Annotated in this window: 15 protein-coding genes; 12 read left to right on the top strand and 3 right to left on the bottom strand. The window is 40.2% G+C overall.

The window, feature by feature from the left end:
- Nucleotides 1-53: 53 nt before the first annotated feature.
- From ACM0OS_RS05505 to ACM0OS_RS05495, 3 genes are all read left to right on the top strand, one after another.
- The gene (locus tag ACM0OS_RS05505) at nucleotides 54-743 is read left to right on the top strand and encodes an acyltransferase (RefSeq protein ID WP_414542156.1); all 690 of its coding nucleotides are present in this window, start codon (nucleotides 54-56) and stop codon (nucleotides 741-743) included.
- A 340-nt stretch (nucleotides 744-1083) separates the two neighbouring features.
- Nucleotides 1084-1200 carry a photosystem II reaction center protein I gene (locus ACM0OS_RS05500; RefSeq protein WP_280652617.1) on the top strand — a complete coding sequence of 39 codons (117 nt, stop codon included), beginning with the start codon at nucleotides 1084-1086 and terminating at the stop codon, nucleotides 1198-1200.
- A gap of 162 nt (nucleotides 1201-1362) precedes the next feature.
- The gene (locus ACM0OS_RS05495) at nucleotides 1363-3831 is read left to right on the top strand and encodes a DUF3769 domain-containing protein (RefSeq protein WP_414542155.1); all 2469 of its coding nucleotides are present in this window, start codon (nucleotides 1363-1365) and stop codon (nucleotides 3829-3831) included.
- Here ACM0OS_RS05495 and ACM0OS_RS05490 read toward each other — a convergent pair.
- Nucleotides 3828-6356, bottom strand: coding sequence for a sugar phosphate nucleotidyltransferase (locus tag ACM0OS_RS05490; protein WP_414542154.1), 2529 nt, complete (start codon nucleotides 6354-6356; stop codon nucleotides 3828-3830). The genes ACM0OS_RS05495 and ACM0OS_RS05490 overlap by 4 nt on opposite strands.
- 572 nt (nucleotides 6357-6928) lie before the next feature.
- Here ACM0OS_RS05490 and ACM0OS_RS05485 point away from each other — a divergent pair.
- Complete coding sequence (locus tag ACM0OS_RS05485; RefSeq protein WP_414542153.1) at nucleotides 6929-7120, top strand: hypothetical protein; 192 nt, start codon at nucleotides 6929-6931, stop codon at nucleotides 7118-7120.
- A gap of 245 nt (nucleotides 7121-7365) precedes the next feature.
- Here the strand turns inward: ACM0OS_RS05485 and ACM0OS_RS05480 are convergent, their stop codons facing one another.
- Nucleotides 7366-7752, bottom strand: coding sequence for a hypothetical protein (locus ACM0OS_RS05480; RefSeq protein WP_414542152.1), 387 nt, complete (start codon nucleotides 7750-7752; stop codon nucleotides 7366-7368).
- A 352-nt stretch (nucleotides 7753-8104) separates the two neighbouring features.
- On the opposite strand from ACM0OS_RS05480, the gene ACM0OS_RS05475 reads away from it, so the two are divergent.
- Nucleotides 8105-8725 (top strand): M23 family metallopeptidase, encoded by a 621-nt coding sequence (locus ACM0OS_RS05475; RefSeq protein WP_414542151.1) that lies wholly within the window; start codon nucleotides 8105-8107, stop codon nucleotides 8723-8725.
- Nucleotides 8726-8991: 266 nt separating this feature from the next.
- On the opposite strand, the gene ftsH is transcribed toward ACM0OS_RS05475, so the two are convergent.
- The gene (ftsH, locus tag ACM0OS_RS05470) at nucleotides 8992-10860 is read right to left on the bottom strand and encodes an ATP-dependent zinc metalloprotease FtsH (protein ID WP_414542150.1); all 1869 of its coding nucleotides are present in this window, start codon (nucleotides 10858-10860) and stop codon (nucleotides 8992-8994) included.
- A 384-nt stretch (nucleotides 10861-11244) separates the two neighbouring features.
- Here ftsH and ACM0OS_RS05465 point away from each other — a divergent pair, with 384 nt between their 5' ends.
- From ACM0OS_RS05465 to ACM0OS_RS05435, 7 genes are all read left to right on the top strand, one after another.
- Nucleotides 11245-11790, top strand: coding sequence for an NADPH-dependent FMN reductase (locus ACM0OS_RS05465; RefSeq protein ID WP_414542149.1), 546 nt, complete (start codon nucleotides 11245-11247; stop codon nucleotides 11788-11790).
- Nucleotides 11791-12133: 343 nt separating this feature from the next.
- Complete coding sequence (locus tag ACM0OS_RS05460; protein WP_414542148.1) at nucleotides 12134-13042, top strand: DUF4007 family protein; 909 nt, start codon at nucleotides 12134-12136, stop codon at nucleotides 13040-13042.
- Nucleotides 13043-13066: 24 nt separating this feature from the next.
- Nucleotides 13067-16570 (top strand): hypothetical protein, encoded by a 3504-nt coding sequence (locus ACM0OS_RS05455; RefSeq protein WP_414542147.1) that lies wholly within the window; start codon nucleotides 13067-13069, stop codon nucleotides 16568-16570.
- Nucleotides 16571-16919: 349 nt separating this feature from the next.
- Complete coding sequence (locus ACM0OS_RS05450; RefSeq protein WP_414542146.1) at nucleotides 16920-17057, top strand: hypothetical protein; 138 nt, start codon at nucleotides 16920-16922, stop codon at nucleotides 17055-17057.
- A 189-nt stretch (nucleotides 17058-17246) separates the two neighbouring features.
- A complete protein-coding gene (locus tag ACM0OS_RS05445; protein ID WP_414542145.1) occupies nucleotides 17247-17879 on the top strand; it encodes a Uma2 family endonuclease in 633 nt (210 codons plus the stop codon).
- A 506-nt stretch (nucleotides 17880-18385) separates the two neighbouring features.
- Complete coding sequence (locus tag ACM0OS_RS05440; RefSeq protein WP_414542144.1) at nucleotides 18386-19186, top strand: phosphoadenosine phosphosulfate reductase family protein; 801 nt, start codon at nucleotides 18386-18388, stop codon at nucleotides 19184-19186.
- 22 nt (nucleotides 19187-19208) lie between these two features.
- Complete coding sequence (locus ACM0OS_RS05435; protein ID WP_414542143.1) at nucleotides 19209-19892, top strand: hypothetical protein; 684 nt, start codon at nucleotides 19209-19211, stop codon at nucleotides 19890-19892.
- Nucleotide 19893 lies beyond the last annotated feature (1 nt).

Genomic DNA, 19893 nt, shown 5'->3' with positions numbered 1-19893 from the left:
ACACCTACATCTCCAAGACTGACCACAAAACTTGATGTGAGAGCTATTTAATCATGAATAACAAGCGATACTCTTCCAAATGGCAACGATTCCAAGAATTATTTATCACCACTTGCTTAGGTGATATGCCGACAATTCTTTTAGGCCCAAAACTACGCAATCTAGTATATCGTCAAATTTTTGGGCGCATGGGTAGCGCAATTTATATCCAAAACGATGTGGAATTTATGGGAACTGATGCTATTGAGATGGGCAATAGCGTATATATTTTTAAAGGTGTCCGTATGGATGCTCAAGGACATGAAAATAATAAACTTTATTTGGGAAATGGCGTAGCAATTGAGCGCTACGTTGATATTGGATGTTTAGACGATACTTGCATATATATTGATGACGAAACCTTTATCGCCCCTCATGTTTGTATTGCCGGGCCTGGAGACATCAAAATTGGCAAGCACTGCATGATCGCCTCTCATACGGGAATATATGCCAATAGCCACAAATTTGCCGACACGACAACACCCATAAGATACCAAGGCGTAACTCGTAAAGGAATTGTCATTGAAGATGACTGTTGGCTAGGTCATGGAGTAACCGTATTAGATGGCGTCACTATTGGTAAAGGCAGTGTTATTGGTGCAGGATCAGTGGTTAATAAAGATATTCCTCCTTACTCTATAGCCGTAGGTGCGCCTGTGAGAGTGATTAAAAGCCGAGTTAAAAATTTGGTAGCATCTTCATAAGGGCATAAAATCAGCAAAGTCTGGCTTGCGGTTTGGCGATGAGAGATGGCAGACTGTAGAGAAATAAAATAGTGGGAAGAAACTTCTGCTATAAGTCAACGTCACAAGAGTAACCAGTCAACAACAACTTAGGGGCATCCACCAGTCAGACTAACTACACCAAGGGATAATAGCCAACTTTGCTGCATTCTCTTGAGTAACTTGTTGCGAAGTAGTTCTTTACTCTCATCAGAGTCATCTCAAAAAGGGTCGAGATTTCGGTAATATAAAGTAGCTATCTTTTCTGCATGGCAGATACTGAGAGAGAAGCTTTTTTCTCACACCCTTTGGAGATATTTCTATGGTGACTTTAAAAATCGCTGTTTATATTGTTGTTGCTTTCTTCGTGGCTATCTTCGTCTTCGGATTCTTGTCTAATGATCCTGCTCGTAACCCCGGACGCCGGGATTCAGAGTAAGATTACGACAAATCATCCACAACTGCCGGAAGACGGAAAACACCAAAACTCCTTCTCTTGGCAGCTGACTACATGTAGGCAGACAGCAAAAGTCGGAAGGGAAAGGTGTAATTCATCCTTCCGGCTATCAATTGGCTATTTTTTAGCTTGATTTGCCCAGATATGCTTCATCCAGTTCTGCCGCCTACACCAGTTCCCATTATTGAATCAGTACAAACAGTAAGTTCTCTGCCATCTGTCAGTGAAAACCAGTTTCCCTCGGTGGGAGAAGTTACTACTCATACCCAAGCCCATCAAGAAACATTCCCATCACCACGAGAAAGTTCCCAGACTTCTCCTGCGGGGGATGCCGAAGATTTTTGGGATGTGTCAGCACCCCTTAACGCCGTTAGGGATAACTTAGTATCTGCCCAAACTTTAGCTACACCCAATACCCCGGAAACCTTCCCTGCGGAATTTTCTCCCCTCACGGTTTCTAAAAGTGCCGCGAATTTGGGGCAACCCCAGGCAGTAGGTTATTCTATGGGGCAGATGGAGACACCTAGCACCACATTCCCAGGGAAAATCTTAGCCCAAACAGCGCCCCCACCAGCCCAGGCAAATGATAGTCCGGCACAACAGTCTCCAGAAACTATCAATCTGAGCGTAGAAGATCCCGATTATGTGCCTAGTTCTCAACCAGTACAAAATACTCTAGAGTTCAAATCTGGCAATTCCACCATCGAATTTAAGTCACCCACTCAACAAGCACAAAAGCCTGCACCGACGTCGCCAGCCAGAGAAAGAATTGTGGAAGTCGTCTCAGATAGGCAGGAGTATGACGAACAACGGCGAATTATCACGGCTGAAGGTAATGTGGTAGTAAGATTTGATGGCGCAGTGGTGGATGCCGATCGCCTGCAAGTAAATTTAGACAACTTAATCGCCGTAGGAGAAGGCAACGTAGCCTTAACACGGGGAGATCAAGTATTGCGAGGACAACGCTTTACTTATAATTTTATTCAAGACAGCGGTGAACTAGAAAACGGCAGTGGGGAAATTTTTGTCCCCTCAGCGCAAACAGACTTAGCCTTTTCACCAGATGATGTCACAGCCGGAGGAGTACCCCGCCAACCACTAAGCGATCGCATTAGACGCAATCAGCCACTAACTGGTGTCAGTAGCCCAGGGGGAATTGATTTTACCACAGGTGGTCAAGGAGCTAGCAATCTCCCGCCACCAGCAGCCGGAGGCCAAGTAAGGCGGCTACGGTTTGAAGCGCAACGGATCGAGTTTTATCCCCGTGGTTGGCAAGCAGAAGATGTGCGAATCACCAATGACCCCTTTTCACCACCAGAATTAGAGTTACGAGCATCAAGAGTAACTTCTGTTCGGGAGTCACCTCTAGTGGAAAGCATCACCACACAGGGACAGCGTTTAGTCTTTGACCAAAGGATATCGTTACCTATTCCCGTAGATAGACAAACCATTGACCGTTTAGAACGGGATACCTCACCCTTTATAGTTTCTCCTGGTTTTGATGGTGATCGGCGGGGTGGTTTATTTGTAGAACGGGGATTTAGCCCCATAGATAACGAACAGACACAATTGCGGATCACGCCTCAGTTATTCGTGCAAAAAGCGGTGCAAGAAGGTACTGGGGATTTACCCGCGTTGTTTGGTTTGACAGCTAGGGTCAATTCTGTTTTCAATCCCCGCACGACACTCCAGGGTTTTGGAGAATTAACTAGTTTGGATTTAAGCACAATAGAGGATAATTTCCGGGCTAACTTGCAAATGCGCCAGGAATTGAGCGATGTGAATCCTCACATATTGACTTTAGAATATAGCTACCGCGATCGCTTTTTTAATGACAGTTTAGGTTTTCAAACTGTTCAAAGTAGTATTGGTGGTCTGGTCAGTTCCCCCAACATTCCTGTAGGTGACAGTGGCGTCAACCTCCGCTATCAAGCAGGCGCCCAATACATCAATGCCAACACTGACCGCCTAGACTTGCTAGAACCAGACCGCACAAACAATCGCATCTCTTTAGGACGGTTACAAGGCAGTGCTACCCTCAGTAGAGGGTTTTTACTATGGCAAGGTCAGCCATTACCACCTACAGCTACTGAAGGATTAAGATATACACCCAACCCTGTAGTACCTTACGTACAAACAATTGCCAGCCTCACAGGTACTACAAGTTACTACTCTAACGGCGAGAATCAAAGTACCATTACTGGCACAGTTGGCTTAATTGGACAGTTTGGTCATTTTTCTCGACCTTATTTAGACTACACTGCTTTCAATGTCAGTTATTCCCAGGGCTTAAATAGCGGATTATCACCATTTTTGTTTGATCGTTCTGTGGATAACAAAGTGCTGAGTGCTGGCATTTCACAGCAAATTTATGGGCCATTTCGCCTAGGCTTGCAAACAGCAATTAACTTGGACACTGGCAGAGAAACTAGCACCGACTATATTTTGGAATATAGCCGTCGCACCTATGGTCTAACTTTGCGTTATAACCCAGTACTGGAATTAGGCGGTTTTAGTATCCGCATTAGTGATTTTAACTGGGTTGGTGGTACTGATCCCTTCTCCCGTGACCAAGTTAAGCCAGTTGTCGATGGTGTACGACAGGAAAATTAAACTTCTGCCGGCTGATGTTCTTGTTGTCTTTCCACAAACGTTTGCACACGGGTGCGGTAGTTTCTCACAGTTTCATCCACCCAATAGCGATCGTTACTGTTGGCATACAAATGCACTAAAGGCTCGCTGGCATCTGGTAAAACCAACAGCCAACTGTCATCATAGGGTTGGCAAATTTTCACCCCATCAATTAATTCTAGGTTTTGGGCTGGGTGAGTTTCCACCAAGTAACGCATTAATGCCCCCTTAGCTGTCCAAGGACAACGGACTGTGTAAGATTTGTGAATTACCCGGGGCAACTCTGAACGCGCAGTAGCTAGCGATCGCTCTTGAATGGTTAGCATCTCAATTAGCTTGGCAATGCAGAACATTGAGTCAAATCCCGGATGCAGGTGTGGGAAAATAAAACCAGTCTCGCCACTACCTCCTAATACAACATTGGAATTTTTTTGACAAGCTTCCATCAAGGCTGTGGGATTGGCTTTGGTACGAATGACTCTCCCATCATGACGACGGGCGACTTGTTCTACTGCACTGGAAGCATGAACTGGGACAACTACTGTGCCTCTGGGGTTGGATGTTAATATCATATCCACCATCAGTGCTGTTAAAATTTCCCCCCGAATGGCGAAGCCTGATTCATCAACTAAAATTAGTTGTTCCCCATTGGCTGATACTTGGACACCAAAGTTAGCTTTCAACGCCTCCACTACATGACCTAGTTGAGTTAGCAGCCCTTCACGATCAGTAACTGACATCGCTGACTTATTCACACTGGCATTCAGTACCACCGCATCAGCCCCAAACTTATCTAACATCAGCGGTAAAACTGCCCCAGACACAGCATAAACGTAGTCAATTACCACTTTTGCCCGACTGTTGCGGAGAGTATCAACGTTTAACAGCTTTTCAAAAGCCGTACAATAACGTTCCATGACTTGACTAGGATAAGAGACATCGCCAACTTCATGAATTTGCGATCGCCGCATATCTTCTTTAAAGTAAGCCCCTTCGATTTTCTTTTCTAGGGCTTTGGTAATGTTAATCCCCTTGGCATCCATAAATTCAATCAGGATATAGTCTGGGCGATCTGGGTGTACTCGCACATGAATACCACCAGCCACCGACATGGTGGGGATCACTGTCCGGGCAATGGGAATAGCTGTAGCATCGAGGTTTTGAATATCAATACCTACTGACATCAAACCCGCAATTAATGACCGAGTGACCATGCGCGAAATATTCCGTTGGTCACGGGAAACTGTGACTTTAGAACCAGGTTTCAAAGTCGAACCATAAGCGGCACCCAACTTCACAGCAAATTCTGGGGTAATGTCAATATTAGCTAATCCTTGGACACCACGTTGCCCAAATAAATTTCTTTGGGCGGTGTTACCCCAAATCAAGTTAATGTTGAGAATGGCACCTGATTCAATTTTTTTGCTGGGCCAAACCCGCACATTGGGACTAATTTGGGCTTCTTCGCCGATAGTGGAAAGCGAACCCACCACAGCCGCTTCTAAAACATGCGCGCGACGATCTACACGCGTACCACGGGAAATCACACAGGCGCTCAAATGGGCTTCATCTCCAATAATTGACCCATTCCACAAAATTGGCCGCTTGAGATTCGCATCAGCACCAATGGTGACATTATCGCCAATGATAGTTCCCCCTTCAATTTGAACTCTGGCACCGATGCGGCAATTATCGCCAATCACGGCTGGAGTTTCAATATGGGCTGAGGAGTCAATAAAAGTATTTTGTCCTACCCATAAATTGGGGGAAACTTCTTGATAAGCAAAGTCAAGTTTTACTTTCCGATCTAAAGCGTCATATTGAGCTTCCCTATAAGCATCTAAATGCCCGACATCGCACCAGTAACCCTGGGCAATGTAACCATAAATAGGTTCACCTTTAGCCAGCAGTAAAGGAAATAAGTCTTTGGAAAAGTCGCTTTCAGTATGAGAGGGCAGATACTCTAAAACTTCTGGTTCGAGAATGTAAGTACCAGTGTTGACGGTATCAGAAAAAATTTCACTGGCGGAAGGTTTTTCTAAAAAGCGGCTAATATGTCCTTGCTCATCAGTAATCACCACTCCAAATTCAATGGGGTTAGGAACTCTGGTTAAAATTAGCGTGGCTTTTGAGCGTTTTTGTTTGTGAAATTCAATTGCTGCTGTGAGGTCAAAATCTGTGATGCTATCGCCACTAATGACTAAAAATGTTTCATCAAGGAGTTCGGCAATGTTTTTTACACAGCCCGCTGTCCCTAGTGGTTGGTCTTCTTCGACGGCGTAGGTCATCTGGACGCCAAAGTCGCTGCCATCTTGAAAGTAATCTCGCAGGACATCTGGGAGATAATGTAATGTGGCAATGACTTCTGTAATTTGATGTCGTGTAAGTAGATTAATTATATGTTCGGCTATTGGTCGATTGAGGATGGGCACCATCGGTTTGGGTAGATCACAAGTTAGTGGTCGCAGCCGTGTTCCCGAACCGCCTGCCATCAGCACTGCACGCATAAATCCTCCTTAGCTATTTGCAGCATGGGCTGCTTTGGTACCTGTGAGAGTCAGTTGTATTTTCTTTCTTTAGTCTCCTATGGATATTGATATTTGAGTAACTTCCACAAGAAGCATCTGCTGAGAAATAAGCAAGTTTACTCATCACTTTCACCTATGTGTTCAGAGACAATTGAAAAATCGCTGAGGTTTGTATGAGCCACGTGGTCAAAGCTATGCTTAAAGACAACTGGGCATTAGTCCATACTGGGATATATTAACAACACTTTCACCACTTACTCTGGTATTCCAGGCTACTGATTGATATTTCCTCAAAGCTTTAAGGCAACAAGGATCAAGGAAAAAGTAATATGGAGAAAAAGAATAATCCTTTTACATTTTGTTTTTTAATTGGTCTTTTTTGTGCCTATGTTTTATTGTGGCAATAGGTGATGAGGCTGGTAACGCTGCCTTGGAGGTCAAAAATCAAAAGAATTTTATACTTTACATTGGCAGTTGAGCCAGAGTTAGATCGTAGGGGTTAGACTTGACTAAAATTCTCACAGTTATAGTTACTAAGGGATTTGAGGGGAATGACTAATTTTATTGTTTTTGGTTTACTTGTGGTTTATGTAGGTGGTATTTGGAAGTTTTGGAGTGGGTTTGAACGGACTAATTTTAGTCAAAGTTTACCCAATCGCCTTGGTTTATCGTTGCTATGGCCAGCTTTATTTATTGCTAATAAATCATATCGGCGTAATTTTAGAAAGGCCTTAAAGGGTTAAGGACTTCTACCTTGTCAATCAACATTTCCATCTTTTGAGTTTTGGGGCATCGTTGATTAATAGGATAATTTTTTCGCGCAAAAACAGGGTAGCGCGGTTTTGGGGTTTCCACGCCACTGGCTATAAGTCGGCAAAGCCGATGAAAGTTGCGACAACGGAGGAAACCTCTGCTATACAGTGGCTCCCATTGGCTAAAAATCTATCTTTAATTCCTGTCGCAAATACACAACGCCAAAATTTTGTCCCTAATCCAAAGACTGTCCATCTCTGCGTCCCAGTTCATAAATACCGGAACTAATACAGGCGAGTATACCGACGCTGATTGCCCAGCTACGCCCTAAGCTAATTTCTACGCCCCAGTTGCATAAAGAGCCAACTACAAGAAACGGTATGATGCTAAACAGTGCAGCGTAAAAAGCATTTTGAGATTCTCTGGCTTTACGTGTCTTTTCAAATTCTGTCTGGCTGGTGTAAAGCGATCGCTCGGCAAAGTTAAACCAGCGATTTAGCTGCTCAATCACCCATTCACTGACTGGAGAAAAGGCGAGATATAGCGCTAATGACCATACACTTGCTCCAGCGATGGCGATGGTGTCTAACTCAAAACGGAAAGGAAAAATTTCAGTCAGCATAGCTTGGGGCGTCCTGCAAATGGTCAACTTTGATCTATGAAATTTACCTTTTAAGCAATTTTAAGCATAAAACTTAGGAGGATTTCGTTTATTTAGCAACTCTATTTTGGTGAGCCTTAGCCAGGAAATTTTGTTTTCACTTATTTTTCAGTATAGATTCATACGGTACATTACTATAATTAGATGCTCCAAAGTCCTGTATTTTATAGAGTGCCGATTTTTAACAAACGTATTAATTTAAACAAGATATTCATTATATACGCAAAATATCAGAAACGAAATTTGACAGTTTAAAGCCTAATATCGTATGCTGTTTGACTAAAAATGTAAATATTTTTTAAGCAAAATTACGATGGGTAAATGGCTACATAAATTAGTATTTCCTCGAGTCATTCTATTTATAATAGGATTGAGTATTGTCAGTTTAATCGCTATATTGCCTCACCCAGAAGCCGTTACAGCCATAGAAGCACAATCAAACACATTGGTGAGAAATGGTAGTTGGTCAGATGCTTCTTTTCCTGTAGAAAATTTTCAAGCTTACACATCACCTTTTGGCTATCGTCGTTCTGCAACTGGTGGCTCTAATGTGGAATTTCACAGAGGCTTAGACCTGGCCGCCCCACAAGGTAGTTATATTCGCAATTGGTGGGGAGGTACGGTAGTCAGAGTGAGCGATCACGACGCCTGCGGCACTCGTATAGTGATTAAATCAGGGCCATGGCAACATACTTATTGTCACATGGAAGGACACGTTGAAGCTGCATCAGGTCGTTCTTATATGATTGATGGTCCAGGTGGCGTTCAAATTTGGGAAGGTCAACAAATACCTACTGGTGCCAGAATAGGACGGGTAGGGATGACTGGACGCACTACAGGCCCTCATCTTCATTGGGAGATCAGGTATGTCAATGATTATGTAGACCCGGCATTAGTTCTTAGAGAAATGTTTTCTAAGCAACGAGTTAGTTGAAACCTTTTTTTATTGCCACATTGGCACATATACGAATGAAAATCTTGCTATGGTAATTGAACAATAACATCCTAATTAGAGAATTATTCACTCAATCCCCTAGCTGATGTACTAGGGGATTTTTTTAGGGACTGGGGAAGAAGAGGCAGGGGGGAAAAGAAAAGAAAAATATCACCTGAATAAATTGACTAATTTATTCTCTGGAAGTCCTAGGGAAAGACTTTCTGCTATTAAAAAAAGTCTTATCCCTCATCCCTCATCACATCCTAATGAGACACAACTAATGTTTCATCTGTGACTTGAATATATTCAGCAACAATTTCGCGGAATCGTTCGCCCTCGATTGTCTCCTGGTCTGTTAACAAATCTACTAAATGCTCAAAGACTATGCGGTTTTCTTGCAACAGTTCTTTTGCTTTTATGTAGCAATCGTTGATAATTTCTCGGACTTTGGCATCAATTTTGGCAGCAATTTCTTCAGAATAGTCTGATTTATTCATCCAATCACGCCCCAAAAAGACCTCGCTACTCTGATTTTCTAGGGATAAGGGCCCTAAATCAGACATCCCAAATCTTGTTACCATTTGTCGTGCCATTCCGGTAACTTGTTGCAGATCATTCCCTGCACCTGTGGTTACTTCTGGCTTACCGAAAACAATTTCTTCAGCAGCACGACCACCTAAAGTGGCAGTAATTCTAGCGATGATTTGAGAACGTGAAATTAATCCTTGTTCTTCGTTGGGAGTAAACCAAGTTAAGCCTAATGCTTGACCCCGTGGGATGAGTGTAACTTTCTGTACTGGGTCATGACCTTTTATTAATGTGCCGATTAAGGCGTGTCCCACTTCATGATAGGCAATCAGGCGTTTATTTTTGCTATCTACCAAAGCAGTGCCTTCCATACCAGCGACGACCCGATCCACTGCGTTATCAACTTCTAGGATGGTCATAGCTTCTTTGCGTCTTCTGGCGGTGAGAATCGCTGCTTCGTTGAGCAAATTGGCTAAATCTGCGCCCGTAAAACCAGGAGTGCGTCGAGCGATCGCATCTAGAGATACACTGGGGTCAATTTTCTTATTGCGTGAGTGGACTTTCAATATTTCCAATCGCCCTTTGAGATCTGGTGCATCAACAATCACTTGTCGGTCAAAGCGTCCAGGTCTGAGCAGCGCTGAATCTAGTACATCTGGGCGGTTGGTGGCAGCGATAATGATAATACCTGTATTACCTTCAAAACCATCCATTTCGGTGAGTAGTTGGTTGAGGGTTTGCTCTCTCTCGTCATTACCACCACCGATACCAGCACCCCGTTGTCGTCCTACAGCATCGATTTCATCGATAAATATTAAGCATGGCGCACTGTCTTTGGCTTTCTTAAACAAGTCACGCACACGGGATGCACCTACACCCACGAACATTTCCACAAATTCCGAACCGGAAATACTAAAGAAAGGAACACCTGCTTCCCCGGCGATCGCTTTTGCTAGTAAAGTTTTACCAGTTCCCGGAGGGCCGATTAACAATACACCTTTGGGAATGCGGGCGCCTACAGCCGTAAATCTTTCTGGCTGTTTCAAAAAAGTAACAACCTCTCCTAGTTCTTCTTTGGCTTCTTCTACACCAGCTACATCGTCAAACTTAACTCCTGTTTTCGCCTCCATTTGAAAGCGCGCTCTAGATTTGCCAAAATTCATTGCTTGGTTAGAAGCGTTGGTAGAGCGCCGCAGAAACAGTAACATTAAAGCCACCAGTGGTAAAATCCACATCAGGTTGATCAATAAACCCACTGCAACTCTGCTATTGGCAGAGGAAACCTGCCCAAAATCAACGTTTTGTTCCCTCAGAGCGTTAATTAACTCAGGGTTTTGATTTAAAATATCTACTCTTATTGGCGGTGTATCTGGCTTTTGTCCCTTGAGATAAACGTTGGCTATCTGTTCAGTTTCGTCCAACTCAACTCTTTGAACTTGCCCTTGCTCAGTTTTCTCAAGCAATTCACTGTAGGATAGGGATTCGCGCTCTGGCCTTTGAGCCAAGGCTGGAGTACCCACAAAAATACCTGGCAATATCAGTAAACTCGCTGCCAGGGCGGCTGATTTCTGTTTTATCAATGCCTTTTTTCCGAAATTTTTCATAATAATTACCTTTTGTCTGCTTGGCATCAGCTGAGCGCTGGATTTATGCCTATTCTTCTAGCAAAAATCGCCATAACTGGAAAACACTATTTTCTAATCTAGTTTAACTTCTACACAAAGCTATTCCCCAGTTTCTCCCATTTACCAGTCTAGATAGAGCGGGGTGTCAATCAGGTACAGATTCAGCTTATTGACCTATAGCTTTATTTAACTGTTCCTTGACAAAAAGCTCTAAGGAGCCAATTTTCATTGAGCATCTGATTTGACTAACAGGATATAAATCGTTTATATCTAACGTATAATCTAAATAAACATACTCGTAATGAGTACGCCTTTCAAGTATTATGAGTAGTAGCAGCAAATTATTAAGTTGATGGGTGAATTATGGTGAAAATTGTTGGACTTGGTGGTAGTTTAAGACCCGACTCCTACACCCAGCTAGCTTTGCAAGTAGCAGCACAACGTGTAGAAGCTTTGGGTGCAGAGGTAGAAATTTTAGATTTGCGACAGATGCATTTGCCATTTTGCCACGGTGGAAAAGAGTATCCAGAATACCCAGATGTTCAGCGGCTACGTGATACCGTTAGTGCTGCCGATGGCTTAATTTTAGCTACACCAGAATATCATGGCGGTGTTAGCGGTGTTCTAAAAAATACTCTGGATTTGATGAGTTTTGAAGAACTATCCGGTAAGGTGACAGGAGTGCTGAGTGTATTAGGTGGTCAGTCTAATAGCAATGCATTAAATGAGTTAAGGTTGATTGTCAGGTGGGTACACGGCTGGGTGATACCAGAGCAAATTGCCATTGGTCAAGCTTGGGGCGCTTTTAGTCCTGAAGGGAAATTGTTGGATGAAAAGCTTTCTCAAAGGTTTGATGGTTTTGCACAGAGTTTAGTTGATAATACCCGCAAGTTGCGAGGAGTTAATTAAATATCTCCCAAAATTAAATATGCGTCTTTTAGAATTATTGTAGGGATGTAGTATGGCTATGTCTCTACATTATTTTTCCTAGAGGTATTTGAGAAACAATATCTCATCTCACGAGAAGCGTTGAAACATGTTGGCTAATATAGCAATAGCAGTAATTTTTGAGATTCAAACTATATTGTAAGAATATTTTATACAGACTTTAATTAAGTTCAAACAACTATATGCAAAATCTAGTACTTAGTATCCTTGAAATTTCCATATTTTTTTACTGAAATAGTTAAAATTTGTCTTCTGTGAGTCATAATAACAAAACTAGTTGCTAGTATATCTATTTTACCTAGTCGTGACACAAACTACTCTAAACTTAAAATCTCAAGAAAATTCAGTAAATCCAATATTTGCCAACCATGAAACTTTTCACCCGCGTTTTGGCTGGTTGAAAAAAGGATTTGATGCAACCAAGAGAAATCCTGGCATTTTCTTACAAGATGATGCACCTGTGCGTTTAGGTGTGGGAAAAAACATGGTACGCGCTATTCGTTATTGGTGTACCGCTTTCAAAATTATTGATAAGAATAATTCACCAACACCATTTGGAGAAAAACTGTTAGGAAACAACGGATGGGACTCTTATTTAGAAGATCCGGCTTCACTATGGTTATTGCATTGGAATTTGTTAAAACCTACTTGTGAAGCGGCTGCTTGGTATTATATTTTTAATGTTTTTCGAGATTTAGATTTTACAAAAGAAGATATTCTCGTAGGTCTTAAAGATTATATAGGTAATTTCAATAAATCTATTGCTGAATCTTCTTTTATTAAAGATATAAGTTGTATTTTAAGAATGTATGCAGCACAGGATTTTGTGAAAGATAATGCACCAATCGAAGACTCTATTGATTGTCCTTTTAATGAACTGGGTTTAATTCGTCATTTTGGGAAAAGTTATCAGTTTAAAATTGGTGCAAAAGTGAATTTACCTGCATCAATAATAGTGGCTACTTGTTTAGAATATGCTAGTTGGGTAAGTCAAGATAGCAAAACAATTACTATTCGTAAATTACTATATGATGAAGGTAGTCCGGGGATGATATTTAAACTAACGGAAAGTATTTTATGTGCAGCTATTGAAACAGTAGCTAAAGAATTTGATACGATAGTTCTTGAAGATACTGCTGGGTTAATTCAGTTATCTTTACCCGAGAATCCAGAAATATTAGCTGAAGAAATTTTAGAAAAATATTATCAATAAATCTTAATAAAAATGAGTGAAGTTATGACTAACAAAAAGCTATCCCATTATTTTAGTCTCCAGCGTCGCTATTCTCGTTCTATCAATTTAGAAAGAGATTTAGATAGTGTGGAAGCTTTAGAGGGTTATGTGCTGACTAAAAGAGCAATTGATTCTCTCAAACGTATTTTAAATAGTTTTAATGCTGATGAAGGAAATAGAGCTTGGACTTTAACTAGTGTTTACGGAACTGGGAAATCGGCTTTTGCTCATTACTTAATTTCCCTGACTGCTAAGTCCCAAAGTAAAATACATATCAAAGCTTTATCAATAGCTGAAAATAAATTAGGAAAAGATAGTGATATCTATCAATTAATTCAAGAGACACTTAACCCCAAAGGATTAATTAGGGCTGTAGCTACGGGACAAAGAGAACCGATTAGTCATACTATTATTAGAGCTTTGTTAACTGGCGTTGATAATTTCTGGACTGCTAGCCAAAAGAATAAAATTAATGTTGTGCGTCAGTTGGTAGATTTAGAAGCAGAAATTAATGATGGGGGAAAGGTTGATAGTAGAGAAATTCCGAATTTAGTTTTGGAATTAGCTAAGGAATCGCAAACGGGTATTTTCTTAGTTATTGATGAACTAGGGAAAAATTTAGAGTATGCTGCTCATGCTCAAGGAGATGAAGATTTATATCTTTTGCAACAATTAGCTGAATTACCGAAAGATAGCAAAAGTCCTATTTATATTTTAGGGATTTTACATCAAGCTTTTGCAGAATATGGTCAACGATTAGCAAATGTTCAACGGAACGAATGGGCAAAAATTCAGGGGCGATTTGAGGATATTGCTTTTACTGAATCATCTGGACAAATGATGAGTTTAATTGGTGAAGCAATTGACTCGTCAGCAGCAGATAATATTAAGAGTGCTATTAATACTTACTCGGAGGACTGGAGTAAGTATTTAGAATCGATAATTGTCGATGAAGAAGTTACTGCTCAAGTTATCAAAAAAGTTTATCCGCTACATCCTTTATCGGCGTTGGTATTACCCAGCCTCTGTCAAAAATATGCTCAAAATGATCGTTCTTTATTCACATTTTTAACTAGTAGTGAACCTTTATCGTTTCGTAATTTCTTAGAGGAAGTCACAGTTAAAGATTATGAATTACCCTGTCTGAAATTATACCAAATTTATGATTATTTTATTGAATCTGCGGGTATGGGTTTAGCTTCTCGTCCAAATTTGCAAAGATGGGTAGAGGTTCAAGATTTAATTAATGATGCTAAACGGTTAGAGGAAGATAGTCTCAGGTTACTAAAAACCATTGGAATTTTGAACCTGATTACAGTGACAGGTTCAATGAGGGCGACGAGAAATTTAGTCTGTTTAGCAATGTGTAATTTCCCGTCAGATGCCGAGATTAATTATTGGCAGGAAATTATTGATAAACTACTAAAACAGAATCTCATTACTCATCGTCGTCAATTAGATGAATTGCGGATTTGGCAAGGTTCAGATTTTAATGTTGACAGTGAATTAAGTACATATATAGAACAAGAGCGATCGCCTTTAGTTAAACTATTATCTATCCACCGTCCTTTAAGGCCTTTAGTCGCTCAACGTCACAGTTATCAAAAGGGAACTTTACGTTATTTTGAACGCCATTATTTAGATAATTCCCAAGATTTGAGTCAGTTAAGTTGCAGTAGCTTAGATGCAGATGGTTTTGTCGGCTATTGGGTAGATGAAACAATGCCTAATTCTGTTCCTTCCACAACTAAGGACGGTAAACCATTGGTGATTTTGAGTGCAGCTAACTTAGATATTTTGCGAATACGTAGTCTGGAATTTGTGGCGTTAAGTAATATCAAAAAAACCGCTAAAGAGTTGCAATCTGATGGGGTAGCGAGGAAAGAGGTAAATTATCGCTTACAAGAAGCTGAAGAATTTTTAGATGAAACCCTCAATCAGTCCTTTAGTATCGGGGTGAATCAGCAATGTTGGATTCAGGGACAAATCGAAACGCTCAACAACATTACTGACTTTAATAGTAAGCTTTCTGATATATGCGATCGCACTTACCATCGCAGTACCATTCTGTGGAATGAATTAATTAACCGTCGCGATTTAACCTCCCAAGGGGCAAAAGCTAGACGGGAACTGATTCAGGCGATGTTAGAACACCAGTATGAAGAGAGATTAGGGTTAGAAGGTTATGGCCCGGAAGTGAGTATGTATTATTCTCTGTTAGAGGAAACAGGGATTCACCGTCAAGAAGATGATAACTGGGATTTTTACCCGCCATTAGACAATTCTGGTTTAAACTCTCTGTGGGAAGCAGTTGAAGATTTTTGTTTAGCAGCCACAGAAACCAGCCAAACATTTAATTTACTCTATCAACATTTAGCCGCGCCTCCATTTGGTGTCAAACAGGGTGCTATTCCCGTGATTTTAGCGGCTGTGCTTTTATATCACGCTGAAGATTTGGGACTGTATCAAGATGGAACATTTATTCCCGTGTTGGGAACAGAACATTTTGAATTATTAGTTAAATATCCTGAACGGTTTGCTGTGAAGTATTTTGCAGTCGTCGGATTAAGGGCGGAAGTATTCAAAGAATTAGAAGCAATTTTACGCAATCCCCAGTTAAAAAATTTGGGTAAGGTGCGTAACGCCACGCTGTTAACGGTGGTGACTCCACTTTATCAGTTTGTGAAGAAATTACCTAAATATACCAAACAAACCCGACGACTAGAAGCAGAACCCAGAGCAATTTTAAAAGCATTACAAACCACTGTCGAACCAGATGAATTGTTATTTAAAGCTTTACCCGCAGCTTGTAACTTACCCCCAATTGGGACGGAAACTGGGGATGATGGCGTGACGGCGAGAACTTTACGGACTAAATTAGTTCATGCTTTGAGAGAGATTCATACAGCTTATGATCATTTATTGAGTGATTGTCAAAAACTGATTTATGAAGCCTTTGGCGTGAGAAGTCCAGAAACAAAACTCAGGGAAGATTTGCGGGTCAGGGCGAATTATTTGGCGGGAAAATGTATTGAACCTTTACTAAAACGCTTTATTCGCGCTGCATCAGATGAAACTAAAACAGATGCTCAATGGTTGGAAGCTTTGGTGATGATTGTAGCAGATAAACCGGCGGAATCATGGACTGATGATGATGCAACTGCGTTTGAGATGAAATTAGCCGATTTGGTGCGGCGGTTTAAGAATTTGGAAGCATTACAAAAAGAAGTCGCCGCTAAGGGGGAAGGTTTTGAAGCGCGACGCATTACCATGACTCGTCCCGATGGTCAGGAAATCCATCAAATGGTATGGGTAGATCATGGGAGAGAATCACAGGTTGAGAAGATTGTTGATAAGATTCTGGCAGAATTACCCGATGAACAGCAGTTACGCCAAGCAATTTTAGCAAGGTTGAGTGAACGTATTTTAAATGCTGATTTACCAGAGACGGTGACGCAGATTGGGGATAAGGGGAATGATGAAATAGCGGGGAAAAATGCTGGTTGATAGAAGTAAGTAGAACAAGTTAAAAAAAAACAAAATATGTTAAGTAATGTAAAAAGAATAAGATTGAGTTCGTAGTAAGGACTTTAGTCCTTATTTCAGAACTAAAGTTCTTACTACAAACCTTTAATTATTTACCCTGTTCTACTTATTATGATAAGGAAAGAGAACCTAAGAGGATGTTTGAAAAGTCCCTATTGGTGTAGCAAAACATTTCAGATCCCCCTAAATCCCCCTTAAAAAGGGGGACTTTGATTCTAGTTCCCCCCTTTTTAAGGGGGGTTAGGGGGGATCAACAAGTGTCTAAAATCGCAGCAAAACACTTTTCAAACACGCTCTAACACCAGTATTTATGAATCCTCTAACTGTGACGCTAGAAGTAGCAAATAATCCCTGGACAGACTTTATTGGGATGTTTGAAGGAGATGAAGAGTTTGCAGAACTGGCGCAGGAACTTCGTGATGAGCATGAATTAGATGTAAATCATTAATTAGGACACACCAAAAAATAAATTATCCGCAATTGATGGTTGGGTAGGGTGCGTCAGTATGAATAATTTCTGAGTATAGTTAGGTTCTATCGCACTGACGCACCCTACAGTTTGGATATTTTTTTATCTGGAAGTCCCTTACCGCAGGTAATTGCTAAGATAAATCTACAGGATTTTGGAGTAGTGACAATGTTAGGTTTACTAGCAAAATTGAGTTTATGGGAAGAATTGACAAGTCACTCAGAACTACAAAACGTTGATTCTGACCAAATTTTGTTGATGAATGGGATTAGCTGGGATATATATCAGACACTATTAAAAAGTTGTCAAAATAATTCTCATTATCGCTTTAAATATTTAGAAGGTACTTTAGAAATAATGTCGCCTAGTCGTCGCCATGAGGTCGATAAAAAAATTATTGCTTTATTGTTAGAAACGTTTTTTTTAGAAAAAGGGATTGATTTTTATCCTTTAGGCTCAACTACTTTTAGAAGAGAAGTAGCCGCTAGAGGTATAGAACCAGATGAATGTTATTGTTTTAATTCTGAAAAAGCTGTTCCTGATCTGGCGATTGAAATAGTTGTAACCAGTGGCGGAATTGATGATTTATTAATTTATCAAGGTTTAGGCGTACCGGAAGTTTGGTTTTGGCGGAATAATCAATTTTTCTTATATTATCTACGTGGTAATAAGTATGAGCAAATAACTAAAAGTGAACTTTTACCAGATTTAGATTTAGAACTTTTAGCAAGTTTAATTATGTCTGGTGAAAAACCAAAAGATTTAATTTCAAAGTTTCGTGAAAGTTTTAATAGCCAGTAGCCAGTAGGGTGCGTTCAAGCAATTGCTTGACTTGTAAATCAAGTTTTGCAACTCAAAAATCAAGTTTATAGCTTGTAAATTAAGTTCACGAATCGGAAATCAAGTTTACGATTGATAAATTAAGTTTACGAGTCGTAAATCAATGTGAGGACTCGTAAATTAATTTTTTGGCTTATATATCAATATTTTAGATGTGTAACCGTGTTATTATGCCAAAATTCGGCAATGCGATCGCAACTAAAAGAGCAATATGTATGATCGCTCTTGACACTCAAGAAACTCTCTAGGCAAATTAAGGTTTTTAGCTCTACTAAACCTTATTGGCAGATCATAAATTTTAAGTTAAGTATAATAGCGTGATTAGTTAGTGGATAAATAGCTAATAATATCAGTAAAATTACTATGGTTTTTTAAACTTAATCTTAAAAAATTACACGTTTGCTTTGCATATTTGCTAAAATATTAGTACGATTAATATACTTGCCTAAGCGCACTAAAAAACCAGCATGGCAGAGAAAAAAGTTAGACATATACTGGGGCTTTCTGGGGGGAAGGATAGCACGGCTTTAGCGGTATTGCTGCATAAGGAAATTCCAGAGATGGAATATTTTTTTTGTGATACTCATAAAGAATTACCGGAGACTTACGATTATCTTGACCGCATTAAAGCCCGTCTGGGGATAAAAATTCATTATCTCAGTGATAAACGCGGTTTTGACCATTGGTTAGCGATTCATGATGGTTTGTTACCTTCTCCCCAAATGCGGTGGTGTACGGTGAAGATGAAAATTAAGCCGTTGGAGGATTTTGTGGGGGATGATGAAGCTGTTAGTTATGTTGGTATCCGTGCTGATGAAAACCGTGATGGTTATATCTCCACTAAACCGAATATTACACCTGTGTTTCCGTTTAAGGAAAAGGGTTTAGTTAGGGCTGATATTATTCGGCTTTTAGAAGAAAGTGGTATTGGACTCCCTGACTATTATCGCTGGCGCAGTCGTTCTGGGTGTTTCTTCTGTTTCTTCCAACGCAAGTATGAATGGGTAATGTTGGCGCAGGAACATCCTGAATTATTTCAAAAGGCTGTTGAGTATGAATCTAATCATGCTGATGGTCGTACCTATACTTGGACTGATGGCGAAAGTTTATTGCAGCTTCTAGAACGCAAGGATGAAATTATTGCTCAACATGAAAAGTTAATGGCTAAAGAGAAAAAGGCTGCGCCTAATCGTCCTTTAGCTGAAGCGTTAGAAGACATTTTAGATCAAGAAGATGCTGATTTACCTTGTTTAGCTTGTCATTTGTGAATGTTAATTTGCATAAATCAAAATGAAAAATGAACAACGACAATTTCAGGGTGGAATGCAAATTGCTAGAATACCACAAATTTCCGGGCTATATGCTTGGTATTACAAGCCTTTATTAGTAGATACTAATGCTCTGACTAAAACTTTGATTTCTTTTTTAGATAATCAAGGAGAAATTCAGACTCAAATTAATATGCGTTATGGAGTTCGGCTAATTTCAGAATCATCGCTAAATATGTTTTATGGTTCACAAAACCAATCTTTAGCTGAAATATTTTCTGAAGCTATTGAATATGGAGAAAATTTTATTACTCACTTTTTTAAATCAGAGGCTGTTCAATTATTTACTCGACCTATTTATATTGGTATAGCTAAAAATCTATATACAAGAGTTTATCAGCAACATTATTTATCCTTAGACCAAATGTGGAATGATGATTCTCGTATTAGTAAGTATTTAACTCTTCATCCTGATGCAACAGTACAAAAAGTGATGACCGAGCTTGACGTACATCATTCTTTTGCATTAGAAGCTAGGGTAAGACACATTGCACCTAGAGACTTAATGGTAAATATCTTTCCTACTGAAGATATTCCTAGTGAAATTGGGAATGATAACGAGGATATTCAATCAGATACTAATTACAGACGTATTTTAGAAAAATTATTACAAATTATGGCAGATCCAATTTGTGGGAGACGTTAAT

This window comes from Nostoc sp. CCY0012 (assembly GCF_963920855.1).
GTDB lineage: Bacteria > Cyanobacteriota > Cyanobacteriia > Cyanobacteriales > Nostocaceae > Cyanocohniella.
Note: the sequence above shows the minus strand (reverse complement) of the source record. Positions and strands in the feature narration are given on the sequence as shown.